This is a genomic window from Candidatus Methylomirabilota bacterium, from assembly GCA_035315345.1.
Taxonomy (GTDB): Bacteria; Methylomirabilota; Methylomirabilia; order Rokubacteriales; family CSP1-6; genus CAMLFJ01.
In genome coordinates, this window is the sequence record DATFYA010000184.1 from 24,962 (window position 1) to 45,178 (window position 20,217).

The 20,217-nt window shown below is 71.0% G+C and carries 23 protein-coding genes; 6 read left to right on the forward strand and 17 right to left on the reverse strand.

Annotated elements, in window-relative coordinates:
• Positions 1–24: 24 nt before the first annotated feature.
• Complete coding sequence (locus VKN16_23355) at positions 25–606, reverse strand: methyltransferase domain-containing protein (GenBank protein HME97150.1); 582 nt, start codon at positions 604–606, stop codon at positions 25–27.
• A 2-nt stretch (positions 607–608) separates the two neighbouring features.
• On the opposite strand from VKN16_23355, the gene VKN16_23360 reads away from it, so the two are divergent.
• Positions 609–1,055, forward strand: a complete 447-nt coding sequence (locus tag VKN16_23360; protein ID HME97151.1) for a DUF2214 family protein — start codon at positions 609–611, stop codon at positions 1,053–1,055.
• Here the strand turns inward: VKN16_23360 and VKN16_23365 are convergent.
• The 4 genes from VKN16_23365 to VKN16_23380 are packed head-to-tail and all read right to left on the reverse strand — an operon-like array spanning position 1,052 to position 3,831.
• The gene (locus VKN16_23365; GenBank protein HME97152.1) at positions 1,052–1,285 is read right to left on the reverse strand and encodes a hypothetical protein; all 234 of its coding nucleotides are present in this window, start codon (positions 1,283–1,285) and stop codon (positions 1,052–1,054) included. The genes VKN16_23360 and VKN16_23365 overlap by 4 nt on opposite strands.
• Positions 1,286–2,080, reverse strand: a complete 795-nt coding sequence (locus tag VKN16_23370) for a high-affinity nickel-transport family protein (protein HME97153.1) — start codon at positions 2,078–2,080, stop codon at positions 1,286–1,288.
• Positions 2,081–2,087: 7 nt separating this feature from the next.
• Positions 2,088–2,927, reverse strand: a complete 840-nt coding sequence (locus VKN16_23375) for an ABC transporter permease (GenBank protein HME97154.1) — start codon at positions 2,925–2,927, stop codon at positions 2,088–2,090.
• Positions 2,911–3,831 carry an ABC transporter ATP-binding protein gene (locus VKN16_23380; GenBank protein HME97155.1) on the reverse strand — a complete coding sequence of 307 codons (921 nt, stop codon included), beginning with the start codon at positions 3,829–3,831 and terminating at the stop codon, positions 2,911–2,913. Before VKN16_23380 ends, VKN16_23375 begins: the two co-directional genes overlap by 17 nt.
• 127 nt (positions 3,832–3,958) lie before the next feature.
• Here VKN16_23380 and VKN16_23385 point away from each other — a divergent pair, with 127 nt between their 5' ends.
• Together VKN16_23385 and VKN16_23390 are read left to right on the forward strand one after the other, a co-directional pair.
• Positions 3,959–4,372: a nuclear transport factor 2 family protein gene (locus VKN16_23385; GenBank protein ID HME97156.1), complete on the forward strand. Its 414-nt coding sequence runs from the start codon at positions 3,959–3,961 to the stop codon at positions 4,370–4,372.
• A gap of 24 nt (positions 4,373–4,396) precedes the next feature.
• On the forward strand, positions 4,397–4,732 hold the full coding sequence (locus tag VKN16_23390; protein ID HME97157.1) for a cupin domain-containing protein: 336 nt from the start codon (positions 4,397–4,399) through the stop codon (positions 4,730–4,732).
• A 13-nt stretch (positions 4,733–4,745) separates the two neighbouring features.
• Here VKN16_23390 and VKN16_23395 read toward each other — a convergent pair whose 3' ends face one another.
• From VKN16_23395 to VKN16_23405, 3 genes are read right to left on the reverse strand one after another with little or no spacing between them, the layout of a single operon-like run.
• Positions 4,746–5,588: a glycosyltransferase family 2 protein gene (locus VKN16_23395; protein ID HME97158.1), complete on the reverse strand. Its 843-nt coding sequence runs from the start codon at positions 5,586–5,588 to the stop codon at positions 4,746–4,748.
• Complete coding sequence (locus VKN16_23400; protein HME97159.1) at positions 5,589–6,278, reverse strand: class I SAM-dependent methyltransferase; 690 nt, start codon at positions 6,276–6,278, stop codon at positions 5,589–5,591.
• Positions 6,279–6,328: 50 nt separating this feature from the next.
• Positions 6,329–7,060: a molybdopterin-binding protein gene (locus VKN16_23405; protein HME97160.1), complete on the reverse strand. Its 732-nt coding sequence runs from the start codon at positions 7,058–7,060 to the stop codon at positions 6,329–6,331.
• A gap of 76 nt (positions 7,061–7,136) precedes the next feature.
• Here VKN16_23405 and VKN16_23410 point away from each other — a divergent pair, with 76 nt between their 5' ends.
• The 3 genes from VKN16_23410 to tcuA are packed head-to-tail and all read left to right on the forward strand — an operon-like array spanning position 7,137 to position 10,265.
• The gene (locus tag VKN16_23410; protein HME97161.1) at positions 7,137–7,955 is read left to right on the forward strand and encodes an SDR family oxidoreductase; all 819 of its coding nucleotides are present in this window, start codon (positions 7,137–7,139) and stop codon (positions 7,953–7,955) included.
• Between the two features lie 7 nt (positions 7,956–7,962).
• Positions 7,963–8,754, forward strand: coding sequence for an undecaprenyl-diphosphate phosphatase (locus VKN16_23415; protein HME97162.1), 792 nt, complete (start codon positions 7,963–7,965; stop codon positions 8,752–8,754).
• Between the two features lie 32 nt (positions 8,755–8,786).
• The gene (tcuA, locus tag VKN16_23420) at positions 8,787–10,265 is read left to right on the forward strand and encodes an FAD-dependent tricarballylate dehydrogenase TcuA (protein ID HME97163.1); all 1,479 of its coding nucleotides are present in this window, start codon (positions 8,787–8,789) and stop codon (positions 10,263–10,265) included.
• A gap of 89 nt (positions 10,266–10,354) precedes the next feature.
• Here the strand turns inward: tcuA and VKN16_23425 are convergent, their stop codons facing one another.
• The 9 genes from VKN16_23425 to VKN16_23465 all read right to left on the reverse strand — a co-directional run bounded on the left by VKN16_23425 (position 10,355) and on the right by VKN16_23465 (position 20,039).
• On the reverse strand, positions 10,355–11,350 hold the full coding sequence (locus VKN16_23425; GenBank protein ID HME97164.1) for an HD domain-containing phosphohydrolase: 996 nt from the start codon (positions 11,348–11,350) through the stop codon (positions 10,355–10,357).
• Positions 11,347–12,162, reverse strand: a complete 816-nt coding sequence (locus VKN16_23430) for an alpha/beta fold hydrolase (protein HME97165.1) — start codon at positions 12,160–12,162, stop codon at positions 11,347–11,349. The genes VKN16_23425 and VKN16_23430 overlap by 4 nt, the downstream gene beginning before the upstream one ends.
• 17 nt (positions 12,163–12,179) lie before the next feature.
• Complete coding sequence (locus VKN16_23435) at positions 12,180–13,325, reverse strand: M20/M25/M40 family metallo-hydrolase (GenBank protein HME97166.1); 1,146 nt, start codon at positions 13,323–13,325, stop codon at positions 12,180–12,182.
• A complete protein-coding gene (locus VKN16_23440; GenBank protein HME97167.1) occupies positions 13,322–14,050 on the reverse strand; it encodes an alpha/beta fold hydrolase in 729 nt (242 codons plus the stop codon). Before VKN16_23440 ends, VKN16_23435 begins: the two co-directional genes overlap by 4 nt.
• Positions 14,047–14,829, reverse strand: a complete 783-nt coding sequence (locus tag VKN16_23445) for a TatD family hydrolase (protein HME97168.1) — start codon at positions 14,827–14,829, stop codon at positions 14,047–14,049. Before VKN16_23445 ends, VKN16_23440 begins: the two co-directional genes overlap by 4 nt.
• Positions 14,830–14,847: 18 nt before the next feature.
• Positions 14,848–16,182: a TldD/PmbA family protein gene (locus VKN16_23450; GenBank protein ID HME97169.1), complete on the reverse strand. Its 1,335-nt coding sequence runs from the start codon at positions 16,180–16,182 to the stop codon at positions 14,848–14,850.
• An 8-nt stretch (positions 16,183–16,190) separates the two neighbouring features.
• Positions 16,191–17,627 (reverse strand): metalloprotease TldD, encoded by a 1,437-nt coding sequence (gene tldD / locus VKN16_23455; protein HME97170.1) that lies wholly within the window; start codon positions 17,625–17,627, stop codon positions 16,191–16,193.
• 164 nt (positions 17,628–17,791) lie between these two features.
• Positions 17,792–18,598 carry a cobalamin-binding protein gene (locus tag VKN16_23460; GenBank protein ID HME97171.1) on the reverse strand — a complete coding sequence of 269 codons (807 nt, stop codon included), beginning with the start codon at positions 18,596–18,598 and terminating at the stop codon, positions 17,792–17,794.
• Between the two features lie 100 nt (positions 18,599–18,698).
• Entirely contained in the window at positions 18,699–20,039 is a 1,341-nt protein-coding gene (locus tag VKN16_23465; protein ID HME97172.1) for an amidohydrolase, read from the reverse strand.
• Positions 20,040–20,217 lie beyond the last annotated feature (178 nt).

Below are 20,217 nucleotides of genomic sequence, written 5' to 3' on the forward strand. Positions count from 1 at the left end.
CGGCCGTCGCGGATCGCGTCGGAGTCAGCGCCGCGGCGGCACCACCCAGAGGTAGACGGGCAGGGCGCGCCCGTTCGCGTCCACCCGGATCCAGGCGTGGGGTCGCCAGTCCCCCATGTCGAAGTTGAACGACACGATCCGCGTCCCCGGGCGCAGCTCGGCCAGGAGCTTCGGCCGGAGCCGGAGGTTGACGTCGCGGGTGAGATAGAGCGTCACCACGGTCGCGCGGGAGAAGTCGGCCTTGAAGAAGTCCTGCTCGACGAAGGTCACCCGATCGGCCACCCCCGCCTGCTGCGCGTAGTGGCGGCTCTTGGCCACCAGCGTCCCGTCGATCTCGATGCCCACGGCCTGGCGGGCGCCGAAGTCCTTGACCGCCGAGATGACGATGCGGCCGTCGCCGGACCCCAGATCGTAGACCACGTCGTCCGGCCCCACCTTGGCCAGCCCGAGCATCTGGTCGATGATCTCGAGCGGCGTGACCAGGAACGGCGCCTCACCGGCCGGGCGCGGCGCGGTGACCAGGAACGGAGAGTCCGGCATCGGCGACGTGCACCCGGCGGTCAGCAGGAGCAGCCCGAGCGCCCGCATCGGCGTGCTAGTCTTCACGCGTGATCTCCGCGATCGTGTCCTCGCTGCACGTGCTCGCGCTGGCCCTGGGCCTGCCCGCGGTGTTCCTGCGCGGCCGGGCGCTCAAGGGCGCGCTGGACGGAGACGGCGTGCGCCGGCTCCTCGCCGCGGACAGCGTGTGGGGACTGGCCGCGCTGCTGTGGATCGTCACCGGGCTGCTGCGCGCGTTCGGCGGGCTCGAGAAGGGCACCGGGTTCTACCTCCAGTCCCGCCTCTTCTGGGTGAAGATGGCTCTCTTCGCTTCGGTGCTGCTGCTCGAGATCCGCCCGATGGTCACCTTCATCCGCTGGCGCGCGCGGCTGGCCCGCGGACAGTCGGTGGACACGAGCTCGGCCCGATCCCTCTACACGATCAACCACGTCGAGCTGGCCATCGTGGTGCTCCTGGTCTTCGTGGCGAGCTTCATGGCGCGCGGGTTCGGCCACTAGCCCGCGCGCAGCGCGCGGACCAGCGCGCCCGCGCTCACCAGCGTCCACACCCCTTCCAGCAGCACGAACCCCCACTGCCCCAGCTGCCACGCGGCCAGCGTGAGCAGGCCCGCGCCCGCCAGGTTCAGCGCGCTGTAGAGCCAGCCGGCCGAATCGACCCGGCGCAGCTGCTGCCCGCCGTAGGCGCCCAGGACGAGAAAGGCGCCGACGAAGGAGACGAGCTGATCCATCTAGCGCGGAGTCGCGGCGACCCGGCCCAGCAGGCCGTTGGCGAAGCCGATCTGAAACGCCAGGTAGAGGCCGAAGGCGAGCGAGAGCGCTCCGGTGGCGAAGGCCAGGACCGGGCGGCTGCGCGCCATCCGCGGCCCGCCGATCGTGAACGGCAGCGAGAGGAGCCCGGTGATCGCGGTCATCCCCAGGATGGTCCCGCCGCCGAAGAGCAACAGGTAGCCGATCGCCCCGGCGGCGCTGCGCATGGTGGAGAGCACCAGGAGGGCGACCGCCGCACTCCCGGCGAGGCCGTGGACGAGCCCGACCAGGGCCGAGCGGAGCGCCTGGGCCGGTCCCACCGTCTGCAGGGCGCGCTGGAGCCGCATCGGCGGGTGGACGTGGGGGTGGCGGTGCGCCACCGCGCCGTGCCGGTGGGGATGGCTGTGCAGCGCGGGCCGCTCGGTCTCGTGCGCGTGCGGCTCGCTCAGGTGCGCGACCGGCACCGGATCCGAGTCGCGGAAGGCCGAGACGATGCGCAGCGTGCCGATCCAGATCAGCATCGCCGCCGCCCCGAACTCGAGCCAGAGCGCCACCTGGGGTGAGAACCCGACGTGGAAGACGACGATCAGGATGCCGACCAGGGTGATCGTCACGGTGTGCCCGAGGCCCCAGAAGGCTCCGACCAGCGCCCCCGCGCTGAAGCGCCGGGTCCGCGCCACGATGGTGGCGACCGCGATGACGTGGTCGGCGTCGGTGGCGTGCTGGATGCCGAAGAGCAGGCCCAGCACGAGCGCGGGCACCGGAACTTCGCTCATGCCGGCGTCACTCGGAGACCTTGAGCAGCAGGCCGGTGCGGCGCGAGCGGGTGACTGCGGCGGCCAGCGCCCAGTGGGCCAGGACCACGTACAGCAGCGACAGGGCGAAGCCGATCGCGAAGGGATGCGCGTAGGCGGACGGGAAGCCGTAGCCGGCGCGGATGCCGTCGAGGAAATAGGTCAGCGGGATGCCGGCCGAGAGGGTCTGGGCCCACCCGGGCAGCACCGAGACCGGATAGTAGATGCCGGACAGCATCACGAAGAAGTTCACCGCCGCCCACGCCGAGGTCTCGGCCCGGGTGCCGAAGAGCAGCACGAGGGCGCAGACGAGCAGGCCGATCACCAGCGCGGTCATGAAGCAGCCCAGCAGGAACATCGCGACCCGCGGCGCGCCCGCGCCGACGAAGTCGAAGCCGAAGGCCCGGCTGCCGATCAGGGCCATGAGACCCCAGACGATCACTCCGCGTCCCACCCCGACCAGCCACGAGCCCAGGGCGAGATGGTGGATGCGTACCGGGGTCAGGAACTGGTGCTTCATGGACTTCGACCAGATGTCGAAGAGCACCGCGTAGGCCACGTCGAGCTGGCACACCTGCACCGCGGAGAGCGCGATGGTGCCGACGAGGATGAACGCGGTCATCGGCGGGGTGAGATCGAGGAACCGCGTGAGCAGCCCGTGCGAGATCATGGCCACGCCCGGCCAGAACGTGAGCTCGAAGAGGAAGAACACGTTGCGCCGGGCCATGATCAGGTTGCGGTAGGCGAACGCGGTGAGGCGCACCCACTCCTCGGCCCACCCCTCGCCGCGCGAGGGGACCGCGGGCAGCGGCTCAGCGCGCGAGCTCAACGAAGACCTCTTCCAGCTCGGGCTCGTGCACCTGGCAATCCCGGACGAGCACACCGTGATCGGCGAGCCAGCGCAGGAGCTCGGGGAGCCGCTTCTCCGACGAATCCACCGTACACTCCACGCGATCGCCGCGCGCCTGCACCTGCATCATCCCGGGCAGCGCGGCGAGGCCGAAGGGCGCGGCCGGCTCCAGGCGCAGCGCGATCACGTCGCCGATGCGGATCTGCCGCTTCAGGTCGTCCGCCGAGCCCTCGGCCAGGATGCGGCCGCCCTTGATGAACGCGATGCGGTCGCAGAGCTCCTCGGCCTCGCGCATGTAGTGGGTGGTGAGGATGATGGTGGTGCCGCGCTCGCGCCGCAGCTCGGCGATCTGGCCGCGAATGCGGATCGACACGTCGGGGTCGAGCCCCAGGGTGGGCTCGTCCAGGAAGAGCACCTCGGGCTCGTTGAGCAGGGCCTTGGCGAGGGCCAGCCGCTGCTTGAGCCCGGTGGACAGCTCGTTGTACTCGGTCTTCAGGTGCGGGAGCAGCTCGAAGCGCTCGACCAGCTCGCCGACTCGGCTCCGCAGCGCGCGCCCGTGCAGCCCGTAGAGTCGACCGTAGAAGGACAGCACCTCGGCCGGCCGCAGGCTCCACACGAACGAGGCGTTGCCGCTGGCCATGTTGAGCCGACGCCGGATCGCGAAGGCCTCGCGCACGACGTCGTGGCCCAGGATCGTCGCGGTGCCGCGATCGGGCAGCAGCAGGGTGGCCAGGATGGACAGCAGCGTGGTCTTGCCCGCCCCGTTGGGCCCGAGGAGGCCGAAGATCGCCCCGCGCTCCACGCGGAGATTGGCTCCGCGCAGCGCCTCCGTCTCGCGGCGGCGGAGCCACCCGGAGCGGAAGGTCTTCGCGAGGTCGCGCACTTCTACCGCGGGCGTTGAGGCGCCCATAACCGGCACATCGTACCACGGAGATTCGGGCGGCCCGCCGCTCGCGACCGCGCGCGCTCGGGCATTTGCCGACGCGGGATCGATCTGCTAGAACCTCTCCGTGGAGCCGACGGAATCCGAGGGGCTGGTGGAGGCCAACGCGCGCTTCTACCGCGTCTTCGAGAGCCAGGACCTCGAGCGGATGGACGCGATCTGGTCTCACGGCGATCACGTGCGCTGCGTGCATCCCGGGTGGTGCCTGCTCGCCGGGTGGGAGGCGATCCGCGGCTCGTGGGAGACGATCTTCAAGAACAGCACCGAGATGCGCTTCAGCCTCGGCGACGTCCACGCGCACGTCGAGGGCGGGCTCGGCTGGGTCACCTGCACCGAGAACATCCTGTCGGAGGCGCGCGGCAACATCTCGGTCACCTCGGTGCTCGCCACCAACATCTTCGAGCGCCACGGCGCGGAGTGGCTGATGGTCCATCACCACGCGTCCCACATCCTGACCGGTGATCCCGCCGCCCAGAGCTGATCGCAGATCGCGAGAGGAGGAGATATGGAAGCGGTCAAGGACTCCAGTCATCTCTACGAAGTCGAGCGTCGCGCCCGCCACGCCGAGCGGCCGGGGTTCCGCATCTCGGAGCTGCAGATCTCTGCCACCCAGCAGGTGCCGTGGCACTACCACACGCGGGTCCAGGACACCTTCTACGTGCTGGAGGGCCGGCTGCGGATCTTCCTGCGGGACCCGAAGGAGGAGGTCCGGCTCGAGCCCGGCCAGACCTACGCGGTGAAGCCCGGCCGCCCCCACCTGGTGACCAACGGGGGGGACGTCTCCGCGGTCTTCCTGGTGCTGCAGGGCCTCGGCGAGTACGACTACGTTCCGCTGACCTGAGGCGAGGCGCCGGTCAGCGCGGGACAGGCGGCGGGCTCGAGCCGGGGCCGAGCCCGCTGTAGCGCTGGTAGCGGCCCACGATGGAGCCGAGCCGGCGCGAGCGCTTGATTCCCGAGCGGTGCAGCAGGTAGCGGGTCACCACCCAGAGGATCTTCACGCCGTAGACGCAGGATGCGGCGAAGCTGGCCGACGAGGCCTCCGGAAAGTAGCGGACCGGCACCGGGATCTCGGCGATCCGGAAGCCTCCCGCCGCCACCTGCGCCACGATCTCCTGGTCGAACACGAAGCCATCGGAGTTCATGCGGAAGTTCACGGCCTCCAGCACGGCCCGGCTGAACGCGCGGTAGCCGGTGTGGTACTCGGACAGGCGCAGGCCGAAGGCCACGTTCTCCACCCCGGTGAGAAAGCGGTTGGCCAGGTACTTCCACCACGGCATCCCCTGCTGGATGGCCGAGCCGGCCCCGGCCAGGCGCGAGCCCAGCACCACGTCGGCGTCGGCGGCCACGATCGGGGCGATGATCTGCGGGACCAGGGTGGGGTCGTACTGGTAGTCCGGATGGACCATCACCACGACGTCCGCGCCGGCGCGCAGGGCTTCCGTGTAGCACGTCTTCTGATTCGCCCCGTAGCCGTAGTTGCGGTCGTGCACGAAGATCTCGAGCCCGAGATCGCGCGCGACCTCGAGGGTTGCGTCGGTCGAGCCGTCGTCGACCAGGATGACCAGGCTCACCGCGTCCTTCGGCAGCTCTTCATACGTCATTCTCAGAGTCCGGCCCGCGTTGTAGGCGGGCATGACGACCACCACCTTGGGCGCCGGCTTCACCCCGCTGCGCGTCGAGAACGGAAGCTGGGTCATCTAGGCGGCCTCCGGAGCTTGGCGACAGATCGCGACGAACTGGTAGGCGAGCCCGCGGGGCCACGCGCGCGCGGCGAGGGCGCTCAGGCCGTGCAGCCCGTTCAGCCACGCCCCGTGCCAGCGCTCCGGCACCACGACCGGCAGCGGGACCGGGGTGACCCGCAACTCGACCACCGTGAGCCCGGCGTCGCGCAGGAAGGCCACGAATGTGCGATGCGTGAAGAAGCGCAGGTGCGTGCGGTCGAGGATGCCGCGGTCGGCGTAGTCGAAGCGGCCCAGCATGAGCGAGAGGCGCATCCAGAGATGCGCCACGTTCGGCACCGATACGATCACCGTGCCGCCCGGCGCGAGGGTGCGGTTCAGGGCGACGAGCGCCGTGCGCGGCTCGCTCAGGTGCTCGAGCACGTCGCCGTACACGATGGCCTCGAACGGCCCGTTCAGCCGCGGGGGTGCCGCCTCCAGGTCGGCCACCACGACCTCCTTGCAGCGGCCGCGGGCGCGCGCGGCCAGCGCCGGGTCGCGCTCGAGCGCGGTGACGCTCCACCCCTGCGCGGTGAGTCGCTCGGAGAGGAAGCCGTCGGCGGCCCCGACGTCGAGCGCCTTGCGTCCACGCCCGTCCCGCAGACGCGCGAGGATCACCGAGTGGCTGGAATGAGGATCGTCCTTGAGGCGATAGGGAGAGGCGCCCATGTCACTGCACCCGAGGACAGGATAGCACCCGTCGGCGGGAAAACCGCGGCTCAGCGCTCGACGCGGACCACCGCGTCCGTCGGCAGACGGTCCAGGAGATGGCCCACCGCGGAGTCCAGGTAGGCGCGGTCCTTGGACTCGAGCGTCACCTTCACCTTGTAGTCGGGGTTCGCGAACTCGGGGTACGAGCCCAGCATCAGATCGGGATGCGCGGCCAGCACCGCGTTCAGATGATCGGCGAGCGTGCCCTCCCCCATGCTGACGTAGACGCAGCAGAGGTGGAACGGGGTCTCGCGGAACCGCTCCTTCAGGGAATCGAACTTCTGGCGGAAGATCTCGGGCACGCCGGGCAGGATGTAGATGTTGCGGACGACCACCGCCGGGAATACCAGCGCACCGTCCGCGGTCAGCTCCGCCCCCTGCGGGATCTCGGCCATCTTCAGACGCGCCTCGTTGAGCTGGCCCTTGAAGTAGCGCTCGAGCACTTCGACCAGCCGCGGCTCCCGGATCACCGGCACGTCGAGCGCGCGGGCCACCCCCTCGATGGTGACGTCGTCGTGGGTGGGCCCGACTCCGCCCGAGGTGAAGACCACGTCGTACGCCGCGCTGAACGCGCGCACCTCGGCCGCGATGAGATCGACCTCGTCGGGGATGACGGTGATGCGGCGCACTTCCACGCCGAGGGCCCGCAGCTCGCGGCAGAGGTACGCGGCGTTGGCGTCCGTGATCTTGCCCGACAGAATCTCGTTGCCGATCAACAGGATGCCCGCCGTCTTCGCCATAGGCGCTCCACATCGTAGCACGGAGTTCTGATAGAATGGCCCGGCGCGAGCACGACATTCCCACACCGAGGATGCCATGACCACCGACGCCTCTCCGATCACGCTGAGCGGCTGGGCTCTGATCCTGGGCGCCTCCTCCGGTTTCGGCGCGGCCACGAGCCTGGCCCTGGCCCGCGCGGGTCTCGACATCTTCGGCGTGCATCTCGACCGCAAGGCGACGCTGCCCAACGTCGAGCGCCTCTCCGCCGAGATCGGCGCGCTGGGACGGCGCGCCCACTTCTGGAACGTCAACGCGGCCGACGAGGAGAAGCGCGCGGAGGTCGCGGCCGAGATGGAGCGCGTGCTGCGCGAGCGCGGCGAGATGGGCCAGGTCCGCGTCATGCTCCACTCGCTCGCCTTCGGCACCCTCAAGCTCTTCGTGGCCGATCCGATGAAGGAGGCGGTGACGAAGGCCCAGATGGACATGACGCTCGACGTGATGGCCCACAGCCTCATCTACTGGGCGCAGGAGCTCGTCTCACGTGGGCTCATGGGCCGCGGTGGCCGCATCTACGCCATGACCTCGTCGGGTGGCGCGCGGGTGCTCCCCTTCTACGGGCCGGTGTCCGCGGCCAAGGCCGCGCTGGAGTCGAACATCCGGCAGCTCGCGGCCGAGCTGGCGCCTCAGGGCATCACCGCCAACTCGATCCGGGCCGGGGTCACCGCCACGCCCGCCGCGCAGAAGATCCCCAACTACGAGGAGTTCTCGCAGCAGGCGGCGCGGCGCAATCCGCATCGACGGCTCACCACCACCGAGGACGTGGCCCGGGCGATCGTGGTGCTGAGTCATCCCGACACCTACTGGATGACCGGGAACGTGATCGGAGTGGACGGCGGCGAAGAGATCGTGGGCTGAGGCGATCGTGCCCGCCTGGCTGTCCGTGGTGATCCTGGGGGTGATCGAGGGGATCACCGAGTTCCTGCCCATCTCCTCGACCGGCCATCTGCTCCTGGTCGAGAACGCCAACCTGGTGAGCCGCCAGTCCGACTTGTTCAATATCACCATCCAGTCCGGGGCGGCGGTGGCGGTGCTGGCCGTCTTCGGCGGCCGCCTCCGCGACCTGCTCGCGCGGGTGACCGAGCCGGATGCGCGCGACTACCTGCTCAAGCTGCTGCTCGCCTTCGTGATCACCGCAGTGGGCGGCCTCGTGGTCAAGCGCCTGGGCTTCACGCTGCCGAAGGAGATCGCCCCCATCGCGTGGGCGACGCTGGTGGGCGGCGTGATCATCATCGCGATCGAATGGGGGCTGCGGGGCCGACGGGCGTTGCCCCGCGACGTGACCTGGGCGGTGGCGGTCGCGGTGGGGCTGGCCCAGCTGCTCGCCGCGGTGTTCCCGGGCACCTCTCGCTCCGCGGCCACCATCATGATGGCGATGCTGCTCGGCCTCACGCGACCCGCGGCCACCGAGTTCTCATTCCTGGTCGGCGTGCCCACCCTGCTCGCGGCCGGCGCGCTCGAGACGGTGCAGGCCCTGCGGCACCCGGCGGGGCCGCCCACCGAGTGGGGCCTGCTCGCGCTGGGCACCCTGGTCTCGGCGGTGACCGCGTTCGTGGTGGTGCGCTGGCTGCTGCGCTGGGTGCAGACTCACGACTTCGTCGTCTTCGGCTGGTATCGCATCGCTCTGGGCCTCGTGATGCTGACCCGGCTCGTCTGAGCGCGAGCCGGCGCTCCAGGAGATTCGACGCAATGACCCACGACGTGGTGGTGATCGGCGGCGGCAACGCGGCCCTCTGCGCGGCTCTGGCCGCCCGCGAGGGCGGCGCCTCGGTGCTGGTGCTGGAGAAGGCGCCCGAGCCCGAGCGGGGCGGCAACTCCTTCTTCACCGCGGGCGGCTTCCGCTTCGCGCATCAGGGCCTCGAGGACTTGCGGCGCGACGTGATCCCGGACCTGAGCGACGAGGAAGCGGCCACCATCACCATCCCGCCCTATACCGAGGACCAGTACTACGACGACATCATGCGGGTCACCGAGGGCCGCTCCGACCTCGACCTGGCCCAGCACCTCGTCCAGCGATCGAAGCCCACCATGATCTGGATGCGCTCGCAGGGCATCCGCTGGATCCTCATGTTCAGCCGCCAGTCCTACAAGGTGGGCGATCGCCACCATTTCTGGGGCGGGCTCAACGTGGAGGCGGTGGGCGGCGGGCCCGGCCTGGTCGAGTCCCTGTTCGAGCGCGCGGCCAAGGTGGGCGTGCAGGTGCGCTACGGCGTCGCGGGTCACCGGCTGATCCAGGATGGCTCCGGCCGCGTGACCGGCGTGGCCACCCGCAGCGCCGACGGGACGAGCGAGATCCCGTGCCGCGCGGTGGTCATCGCCTCCGGCGGCTTCGAGGCCAACCCGGAGTGGCGCACGCGCTACCTCGGTCCCAACTGGGACCTGGCCCGGGTGCGCGGCACCCGCCACAACGTGGGCGAGGGCATCGCGATGGCGCTCGAGATCGGGGCGCAGGCCTACGGCCACTGGTCGTCGTGTCACGCGGTGGCGTGGGATCTCAACGCGCCGATGTTCGGCGACCGGCGGGTGGGCGACATGTTCCAGAAGCACTCGTATCCCCTGGGCCTGATCGTCAACGTCCGGGGCGAGCGCTTCGTGGACGAGGGCGCCGACTTCCGCAACTACACCTACGCCAAGTACGGCCGGGAGATCCTGCGGCAGCCGCAGGAGGCCGCCTTCCAGATCTTCGATCAGAAGACGGTGGGGATCCTGCGCGAGGAGTACCGCATCCGCGAGATCACCAAGGCGGAGGCGCCGACCGTCGAGGAATTGGCCAAGAAGCTCGAGATCGATCCCGAGGGGCTGGCGAAGACGGTGCGCGAGTTCAACGCGGCGGTCATGGATCAGGTGCCGTTCAACCCGGCGGTGCTCGACGGCCGCGGCACCCGCGGCATCACCCCGCCCAAGTCCAACTGGGCGCAGCGCCTGGACGCACCGCCCTACGTCGGCTTCGGCGTGACCTGCGGCATCACCTTCACCTTCGGCGGCCTCCGGGTGGACACGCGCGGCCAGGTCCTCGACACCTGGGACCGTCCGATCCCGGGCCTCTACGCCGCCGGCGAGCTGGTAGGCGGCCTCTTCTACCACAACTACCCCGGCGGCACCGGCCTCATGTCGGGCGCCGTCTTCGGCAAGACCGCCGGCGACTCCGCCGCGGTCGGTCTGAAATAGCGGGGTCAGGTCTTGCATTCCGACATTTTCATGGCGCGCGAAGTTGTCGCCTCGTGTGGCGAAAATGTCGGAATGTAAGACCTGACCCCTTATTCGGTGTCGCGGAGGACGTCGAGGAAGGCGTCGACGATGCGCGGGTCCCAGTAGCCGGCGTCGGTCTCGCGGAGCAGCAGCGACACGGTGTCCGAGCGCGACATCGCGGCCTTGTAGGGCCGATCGGTGTGCAGCGCGTCGAAGACGTCCACCACCGAGATGATGCGCGCGCCGAGCGGGATGGCCTCGCCCTTCAGCCCGTCGGGATAGCCCGAGCCGTCCCACTTCTCGTGGTGGTGCCGCATGATCGGGCGCACCAGCTCCATGCTGCGCAGGCCCAGCACCAGGTCCGAGCCCGCGCCGGGATGCGCGCGAATGCGCTCCTGCTCGATGGCGTCGAGCGGCCCCGGCTTGAGCAGGATGCCGTCGGGCACCGCGATCTTCCCCAGGTCGTGCAGGTAGCCGCCCAGCCGCAGCGCCCGCTTCATCTCCGGGTCCAGGCCCAGCGCGTCGCCCACCGCGACCGCGTAGCGCGACAGGCGATCGCAGTGGCCCAGCGTGTACGGGTCGCGCGCCTCGATGGTCAGCGCCAGCGTGGTGATGACGGTCTCCGCCCGCTCGAGCTGATCGAGCAAGGTCTTGACCCGCAGCAGCGCGCCCAGGCGCGTGCGCAGCTCGACGAACTCCACCGGCTTGGTGAAGAAGGCGTCGGCGCCCGCGGCGAGGCCGGCCACCCGCGCCTCCAGATCGCCCACCGCGGTCAGGATCACCACCGGCGTCAGCTCGTAGCGCGCGTCGGCCTTCAGGCGCGCGCAGAGCTCGATGCCGCTCATGGCACCCAGGTGCACGTCGGTCAGCACCAGGTCGGGGCTCACCACCTCGAGCGTCTCCAGCGCCTGCTCGGCGGAGGCGGCCATGAGGAGGCGATAGCCGAGCGCGCCGAGGAGGCCCGCGAGGACCTCGCGGATGTGGGGATCGTCCTCGACCACGAGGATGGACGGGCGCTCCACCATGCCGGCGGCCGCCGAGAGATCGAGCGGCTCGGCGCTCATCCGATCACCCGCGCCATCCAGGCGAGCACGCCCGCGAAGGGCCGCTCCCAGCCGTCCTCCAGCATCAGCATGTGGGCGTGGCCGGGCGCTTCCTGGTACTCGGCGCGGTAGCGCCGCGCGATGCGGCGCTGCAGCGGAGCCGGCGTGATGCGATCGTCGCCGGCGCCCACGACCAGCGTGGGGCACCGGATCGCGGCCGGATCCACCGGGATCCCGCCCAGGGCCAGCTCGCGCGCGGCCCGTCCCGACTCGGGGCCGAAGGCGGAGAAGGCCCGCTCGCGCTGGTCCGGGCTCAGGCGGTTCAGCAGGAGATGGTCGGCGTGCTCGCGGCTCACCCGAAACGCCTGCGTCCCCAGCATGGCCGGCACGTAGCGCGTCATCCGGGAGAGCACGCCCCACTCGAGCCCGAAGATGCCCCGCGGCGCCGCGCTGGTGAGGAAGACCGCCGCGGCCACGCCGTCACCCTCGGCCGCCTTTTGCGCGACCAGGCCGCCCATCGAATGGCCGACCAGCACCGCGCGGCCGAGCTGGGCCAGGCAGCGGCGGACGTCGTCGACGTAGTCGCGGAGCGAGGCGCGTCCGAGCCCGCCGGGTGCCGGGCTCTCCCCGTGACCGCGGAGGTTGACCGCCCACGCGTCCCAGCCCGACTGGGCCGCCGCGTAGAGATAGTTCCGCAGGTACCAGCTGCCGCCCCACATGCCATGCACGAAGAGGACCGGCTGCGAATGGGCCCGGCCGGCGGGCGCGGCGTGCTCGAGGACGAGGTCGTCGATCCGCTCGGTCAACGCGGCGTCGGTCCGGGTGGCGGGCACGCCGGGCGCGGCGCGGCTCAGACCGCGGCGTTCAGGCGGACGGTCTCGAGGACCAGGCCCGCGGTGAGCACCAGGTCGCGCACGTCCACCCACTCGTTCACGGTGTGGATCTCGCGCATCCCACATGCCAGGTTGGCGATCTCGATGCCGCGCTCCGCGAAGACGTTGGCGTCCGATCCGCCCCCGGTGCCGCGGGTCGCGCACGTGCGCCCGACCGCCTGCGCGGCCGACTGCACGAGGCGCACGATGCCCGCGTCGTCGCGCACGTCGAGCCGCGAGTACTGCCGGTCCACCTGGGTCTCGACGCGCGCCCGATGGTCCCGGTCGCCCACACGCACCGCGTGCCGGGCCGCCGCCTCGTCGAAGCACCGCCGCATGTGGACGGTCTGCGCCTCGAGCTTCTCCAGGCTGAGGCTCCGGGTCTCGCCGCGCACCGTGAGGCTCGCGGGCACGATGTTGCCGGCGAGCCCGCCCTGGATGACCCCGAGGTTCGCGGTGGTCTCGGCGTCGAGCCGGCCCAGTCGCATCGTCGCGATGGCCTCGGCGGCGATCTGGATCGCGCTCATCCCCTGCTCCGGGCAGATGCCGGCGTGCGCGGCGAGGCCCTGCACCGTGAAGGTCAGGCGATTGGCGGCCGGCGCGCGGGTGATCAGCTCGCAGACCCCGTCGACGTCGAGCACCAGCCCGCGCTTCGCGCGCAGCCGGCCGGTGTCGAAGTGCTTGGCCCCGAGCAGGCCGTACTCCTCGCAGATGGTCAGCACCACCTCGATGTCGCCGTGCGGGATGGAGCGCTCGCGCAGGGTGCGGATGGCCTCGAGGATCGCCACCACGCCCGCCTTGTCGTCGCCCCCCAGGACGCTGGTGCCGTCGGTGCGCACCACGTCGCCCTCGACCACCGGATGGATCGTCTCCGCCGGCCCCACCGTGTCCATGTGGCCGGAGAGCAGGAACGGGGGCGCCCCCGGCGCGTTGCCGGGAAACCGGGCGAGCAGGTTGCCGGTGTTGCCGCCGACCTGCTCGCCGGCGCCGTCCACCTCCACGCTGGCGCCCATGCTCTTCAAGATCGTCTCGAGCCGCCGCGCGATGGCGCCCTCGCGCTTGGAGGGGCTCGAGATGGAGGTCAGCTCGATGAACTCTTCCTTCAGCCGTGCCGCGTCGATCATGGAGAGGTCCTTGCCATGCCGGAGAGTTGGGTGACGAGCCAGCGCCGGCTCTCCGCGACGGCCTCGAGGCGATGGCCCATGTCGGTCAGCCGGTGGTCGGCGGCCGCGATGACGTGCAGCCGGCGAGGCTCTCGGGCGCGCTTGAAGAGAAGGCGGCCGTGCCCGGGGGGAACCACCTCGTCGCGGTCGGCCTGGATCACGAGCACGCCAGGAACCCCGGCGGGCGCCTCCCCCCACTGCCCGCGTCTCACTTCCGCGACCAGGGCGGGGCCCGCCTGCTCGGGGTCGGCGCTCGGCAGATCGCGCAGCGACGCGGGCGCGTTCCAGGTTACGACCGGGAGTGGCGCGCCCGCGGCGGCGCGGCTCGCGGCCGCCCACAGGGCCACGAAGCCGCCCAGGCTCGAGCCGAGCAATCCGAAGCGACCGTCCAGCTCCGGGCACTTGGCCAGGTGGTCGAGCACCGCCTCCAGGTCGGCCACGCGGCTCTCGATGGTGGCCTCCCGGTGGGAGCCGCCGGACTCCCCGCTGCCCCGGAAGTCGAACCGCGCGAGCGCGAGGCCGGCGGCGGGCAGCTCGCGGCCGAGCAGCAGGTACTTGTCGCTGTCCTTGGAGGCGCCCATGCCGTGACAGGCCACCACGCAGGGGCTCGGGCGGGATTCGGGCGCGTGCAGCACGCCCACGACGTCGGCGCCGCCGACCGTGACGGTGAAGCGCTGCTCGCTCACGCCCAGACGAGGTCGAAGAGCCGACAGGTGTTGACGGTGAGCTGGTAGGCCGCCTCGTCGGCGGGAATCCTCTTGATCTTGGCGACCTCCTCGGCCACGCGGGCGACGAGCCACGGCCCGGAGGTGACGTTCTCGAACTCGCCCTGGTACGGCCAGGGCGCGTCGCTCTCGACGAGCAGGGACTCGATCGGCACCCGCTCCACCATCTCGCGGTCGCGTGCCCGATACACCACGTCCGGGGTGACCGAGACGAGATACCCGGCGTCCACGATCTCGCGGGTGACCTCGGGCGAGGCCTTGTGCCAGTGGAAGACCGCGCGCTCCACGCCTCGGCGCCGCAGCGCGGCCAGGGCATCGGCCGCCGCCCCGTGGGGCGCGTGCAGGATCACCGCCAGATCGTAGCGGCACGCGAGATCCAGCAGCCGCTCGAGCCGCGCGCGGGCCTCGCGCCGGACCGCGTCGGGATCCGGCAGCGCGCCGAGCCCGTACCACGGCAGCCCGACCTCCCCGACCGCGACCAGCCGCGAGTGGTGCGCGTGAATCTGTGCTTCGACCGCTTCCAGGTCGGCCCCGGTGAGCTTCCACTCGGGATGGAAGCCGAGGGCGGGCCACACGCCCTTGGCGTTCTCCCTCACCGCCTGCAGGGTGCGCTCGTTGGTGGCCGCGTCGCATCCGACCGCGATCACGCCCCACACCTCGTGCTCGGTGGCCCGGATCACGGCGCCCCGGACATCCGCGAAGGCGGGATCGTGCAGGTGGCAGTGGCTGTCGATGATCATGGCGAGCGGCGTCTCCTCTCAGGCTCCGGCCACCGTCATGCGGCCGATCATCACGGTCGGCGCGGCGGTGCGGTCGCGGAACACGAGATCGTTGCCGACTGCTTCCACCGCGTGGAACATGTCGAGAAGGTTGCCGGCCACCGTGATCTCCTCCACCGGGTAGGCCAGCTCGCCGTTCTCGATCCAGAGCCCGACCGCGCCGCGCGAGTAGTCGCCGGTGACGCCGTTGACCCCGAAGCCGATCAGCTCGGTCACGTAGAGCCCGCTCTTCACGCTCCGGATCATCTCGGCCGGATCGGTGTCCCCGGCGGCGAGATAGAGATTGGTCGTGGAGACCGAGACCCCGCTGCCGTCGCGGGCCGCGTGATGGGTGGAGGGCAGGCCGAGCTTGCGGCCGCTGTAGGTGTCGAGGAGATACGAGCTGAGCACGCCGCGGTCCACCACCACGGTGCGGCGGACCGGGAGGCCCTCGCCGTCGAACGGCCGGGAGCCCAGGGCGCCCGGAATGGTGCCGTCGTCCACGACGGTGATCGACGGCGCGGCGATCCGCTCGCCGAGCTTGCCGACCAGGAACGAGGCGCGGCGGTAGAGCGCCGGCCCCGACGCCGCCCCCGTGATGTGGCGCACCAGCGAGGCGGCCATGTCGGGATCGAAGATGACCGGCACCTCGGTGGTCTTCACCCGGCGCGCGCCCAGCCGGCGCAGGGTGCGCCGGGCCGCCACCCGCCCGATGTCCTCGGGCCGCTCCAGCGCCGCCCGCTTGCGGGTGCCGTGGTACCAGGAGTCGCGCTGCATCTCGCCGTTCTCGGCGGCCACCGGAGAGACCGCGAGGCTGAACGACGAGGTCCGGTACTCGCCCGAGAAGCCGTGGCTGGTCGCGTAGGCGTAGCGCGCGCGCCGATCGCCGAAGTCGCCACCCTCCGAGTTGGTGATCCGCGGGTCGGCCTCGAGCGCGGCCGCCTCGCAACGCCGGGCCAGCTCGATCTTGTCCTCGGGCGGCAGATCGTGCCCGTGGGGGTCGTGCAGGTCGAGATCGGGAATGTCGCGCGCGAGCAGGGCGGCGTCGGGCAGACCGGCCAGCTCGTCGGGGCTCGTGACCCGCGCGAGGGAGACCGCCTCGTCCACCAGCCGGGTCATGGCCTCGGCGGTGAGATCGGACGTGGACGCGGCGGCCACCGACTGGCCCACGAAGACCCGCAGCGCCACGTGCTGATCGCGCGCGTGCTTGACCGTGTCCACCTGTCCGAGCCGCACCTGGGCCGAGAAGGCCTGATCCTGCACCACGAATGCGTCGGCGGCGGTGGCGCCCTTGCGGGTGGCCTGCGCGAGGAGATCGGCGAGGAGGTCCCGCATGCGCGCGCTCAGACCTGCGTCCCGCCGACCGTCATGCGGTCGATGCGGATGGTCGGCAACCCGACGCCGACCGGGACGGATTGACCGTCCTTGCCGCAGGTGCCCACGCCCTCGTCGAGCTCGAGGTCGCGGCCCACGCGGCTCACGCGGGTGAGCGATTCGGGTCCGTTGCCGATGAGGGTCGCACCCTTGACCGGGCTGGTGACGCGCCCGTCCTCGATCAGGTAGGCCTCGCTCGCCGAGAACACGAAGCGGCCGTTGGTGATGTCCACCTGGCCGCCGCCGAAGTGCACCGCGTAGAGGCCCTTCTGCACCGAGCGGATGATGTCGGAGGGCTCGTCCTGGCCGGCCAGCATGAAGGTGTTGGTCATGCGCGGCATGGGCGGGTGTGCGTAGGACTCGCGGCGCCCGTTGCCGGTCAGCTCCATGCCCATGAGTCGCGAGTTCAGGCGGTCCTGCATGTAGCCGCGGAGGACGCCCTTCTCGATGAGCACGTTCCGCCGGGTCGGCACGCCCTCGTCGTCGACGTTCAGCGACCCGCGGCGGTTCTGGATCGTGCCGTCGTCCACCACCGTCACCAGCTCCGAGGCGACCGGCTGGCCCAGGCGTCCCGAGAAGGCGGACGTCTTCTTGCGATTGAAGTCGCCTTCGAGCCCGTGGCCGATCGCCTCGTGGAGCAGGATGCCCGGCCAGCCCGGTCCCAGCACCACCGTCATCTCGCCGGCCGGCGCCTCCACCGCGTGGAGCTTGATGACCGCCTGGCGCACCGCCTCGGTCACGTAGTGCTTCCAGCGGTCCTGCTCCAGGAAGAAGTCGAAGGCCACGCGACCGCCGCCGCCGTAGGCGCCGATCTCGCGCTTGGCCCCGTCCTCGACGATCACGGTGACGTTGAGACGCGTGAGCGGCCGCACGTCACCGACCGTCCACCCCGACGGCGTGGCCATGACCACCACCACGTCCTCGCTGCCCAGGGACGCGATCACCTGCCGCACGCGCGAATCGAGCCCGCGGGCCGCCGCGTCCATCTGGCCGAGCAGCGCGAGCTTGCGCGGGAGGTTCGCGGCGATCGGCGGCTCGGCCAGGCGATAGAGATCGTGCGGGGCGCCGTCGTGGCCCACCGCGACCACCGCCGAGGCGCTGGAGCGGTCCGCGATGGCCCGGGCCTGGCGCGCAGCCTCCTCGAGGTTCGGGAGGGCGAGATCGTCGGTGTGCGCGTAGCCGGTGCGCTCGCCCGACTGGGCGCGGATGCCCGCGCCCTGGCTCACGTGGCGGGCCGCCTTCTTGACCGCGCCCTCCTCGAGCACCAGCTCTTCGCTGATGCGGTATTCCAGGAACAGATCGGCGTGGTCCACGCGGCCGGTCAGCGTCGAGCCGAGCAGACGCTCCATGGCTCCCGCGTTCAGTCCGAACCGATCGGCGAAGAAGCGCTCCGGGTGCGCCGGCATCTCTCTATCTCTCCTGGGACTCTCTCAAAAGGGGTTCATCCTAGCATCGGGCCTCGACGGGGCCGGCATGTTTAGTGGCGTACGCGACGATCGATGCTGCACTCTCGATTATCTCAGATATGTCCACGTCTTGCCGCCGCGGCGCGGTCGAACGGGCCGAGCGATCAGTCGCGCTCGCGCAGGGCCTGCTGCACCAGCTCGTGGATTTGACGCAGCCCGACGAGCATCGAGGGCCCGGGGCTCAGCACGTCCGCGCCGTCGATCTCGTGAACGCGTCCGTGCTGCACCGCGCTGACGCGATCCCAGCCGGGTCGGCTTCGAATGACCTCGACGTCGGCGGGCTTGCCGCACCAGGAGACGAGGATGATCTCGGGATCGCGGCGGGCCACCTCGGCGGGGTCGACCACCCGGTCGCGCGCGCCGCGACGGTCGCGCAGATCGCTGAAGACATCGCGCCCGCCCGCCAGCTCGATCAGCTCGGACACCCAGCGGATCCCGGTGATGAGCGGATCGTGCCACTCCTCGAAGTACACGCGGGGGCGGTCCGGCCAGACGCTCGAGAACTCGCGCAGCTGATTGATCTCGTCGTGCATGTCGAGCACCAGCGCGCGCGCCGCCGGCTCGGCGCCGATGACGCCGCCCACCGTGAGGATGGACTGCATGACCTCGTCGACCGAGCGCGGGTTGGTGCAGAAGACGGGTATCCCGGCGCGGATCAGCTCCGCCACCACGTCGGCCTGAAGATCGGAGAAGGCCAGCGCCAGGTCGGGCCCGAGGGCCCGGATGCGGTCGAGCCGGAACGAGGTGAACGCCCCGACCTTGGGCTTGTCCCGCGCCGCGGGCGGGCGGCGCGCGGTGCCCGGCACCCCAACCACCCGGTCGCCCGCGCCGAGCGCGTAGCAGATCTCCACGTGCTCGGTGCTCAGGCACACGATGCGGCGCGGGAACTCGGCCGGCGCGTTACCGTACATGTCACGCTTTCCCCCTCACCCTGCCCACCCTACCCCTCACCCTACCCTCTCCCCCATGGGGAGAGGGATGGCCAGGGCCGAGGAACCGGTTGAGAGACGATCAGAGGTCGGCTGCGTCGTAGGCCTCGGTGCGGGAGACCGAGCGCTGGAACGCGAGGTACGCGTCCTTGGTCAGGCGGGGCGTGAAGCCCTCCAGGATGTTGCGCGCGCCCGCCGCGTCGTCCCAGAGCAGGTCCACCGCCATCAGGGCGAGCTGCTTGGCCGGCTCGAGATACGCGAGCTTCGGATCGGCGATCGTGTAGTCGGCGCCGTGGCCGCTCCCGGTGGCGCCGCCCATGTAAGGATGGAGCGTCGGCATCACGTGGGAGATGTCGCCCATGTCGGTCGAGCCGCTGCGGTGTCCGGACTCGGTGACCTGATCCGCGCCGAGCAGCGCGCCGGCGTTGACCTTGAACTGCTGGGCCATGCCCATGTGGTTGAACAGCGGCAGGTAGCCGGGCAGCGTCTCGATCTCGACCCGCGCGCCCAATGCCAGAGCTCCCGCCTTCAGCGCGCGGTCCACGCGCCGGTTGGCGTCGAGGATCGCCTCCACCGTCTTGCCCCGCACGTAGGTCTCGATGCGCACCTCGCCCGGGATCACGTTCACCTGGCTGCCCCCGTGGGTGATGATCGGATGCACGCGGATCGAGTCCTCATCGCGGAAGGTCTCGCGCAGGGCGTTGATCGCGGACAGGCCGATGTTGGCCGCGTACAGCGCGTTGATCCCGAGATGGGGCGCGCCGCCGGCGTGCGAGGCGCGACCGACGTAGCGCACCGTCTTCACGATGCAGCCGTTGTTCGATGCGGACACGCCCGTCTTCTTCATCTCGGGCTGCGAGGTGGTGTGGATCATCATCGCCAGATCCACGTCGTCGAAGTGACCCAGGCGCAACAGCTCGGGCTTCCCGCCGAGGAACTCGATGCGGCCGGCCCGCGATTGCTCCACGCGCCACTCCACGTCGCCGTACTCCTCGGCGGGCACCGCGAAGAAGACCACGCGGCCGGCCAGGTGATCGAAGGCCCGCGCCTCGAGCAGCCCCATCGCCGCCCCGAGCAGCCCCGCCATCTGCGCATTGTGCCCGCAGGCGTGGGCGGCGCCGGTCTCCGGGTCGGCCACCGGATGGCCGGCCACCACCAGGCCGTCCAGCTCGCCGAGCAGCGCGAAGGTGGGGCCCGGCCGGGCGCCCGACGCCTCGGCGCGGACCCCGGTGACGGCCAGCCCGCTCCGCGGCTTGAGCCCCAGCTCGCTGAACGTCTCCTCGGCGAGGCGCGCGGTCTTGAACTCCTTGAAGCCGAGCTCGGGATGCTTCCGGATGCGCTCCCCGAGCCCGATGATGCGATCGGCATTGCGGTCGATGGCTTCGCAGATGGCTTGCTTGACGGTGTTTTTCTGAGTGGTCATCGGGCTGTCTGTCTCCGTGTGCGTTGGGCCTCTTCGCCCTTCGGGTCTTTGTGAAGCGCCGTGTGGGCTGTCTCGCTGCGTGTGCGTTGGGCCTCTTCGCCCTTCGGGTCTTTGTGAAGCGCCGTGTGGGCTGTCTCGCTGCGTGTGCGTTGGGCCTCTTCGCCCTTCGGGTCTTTGT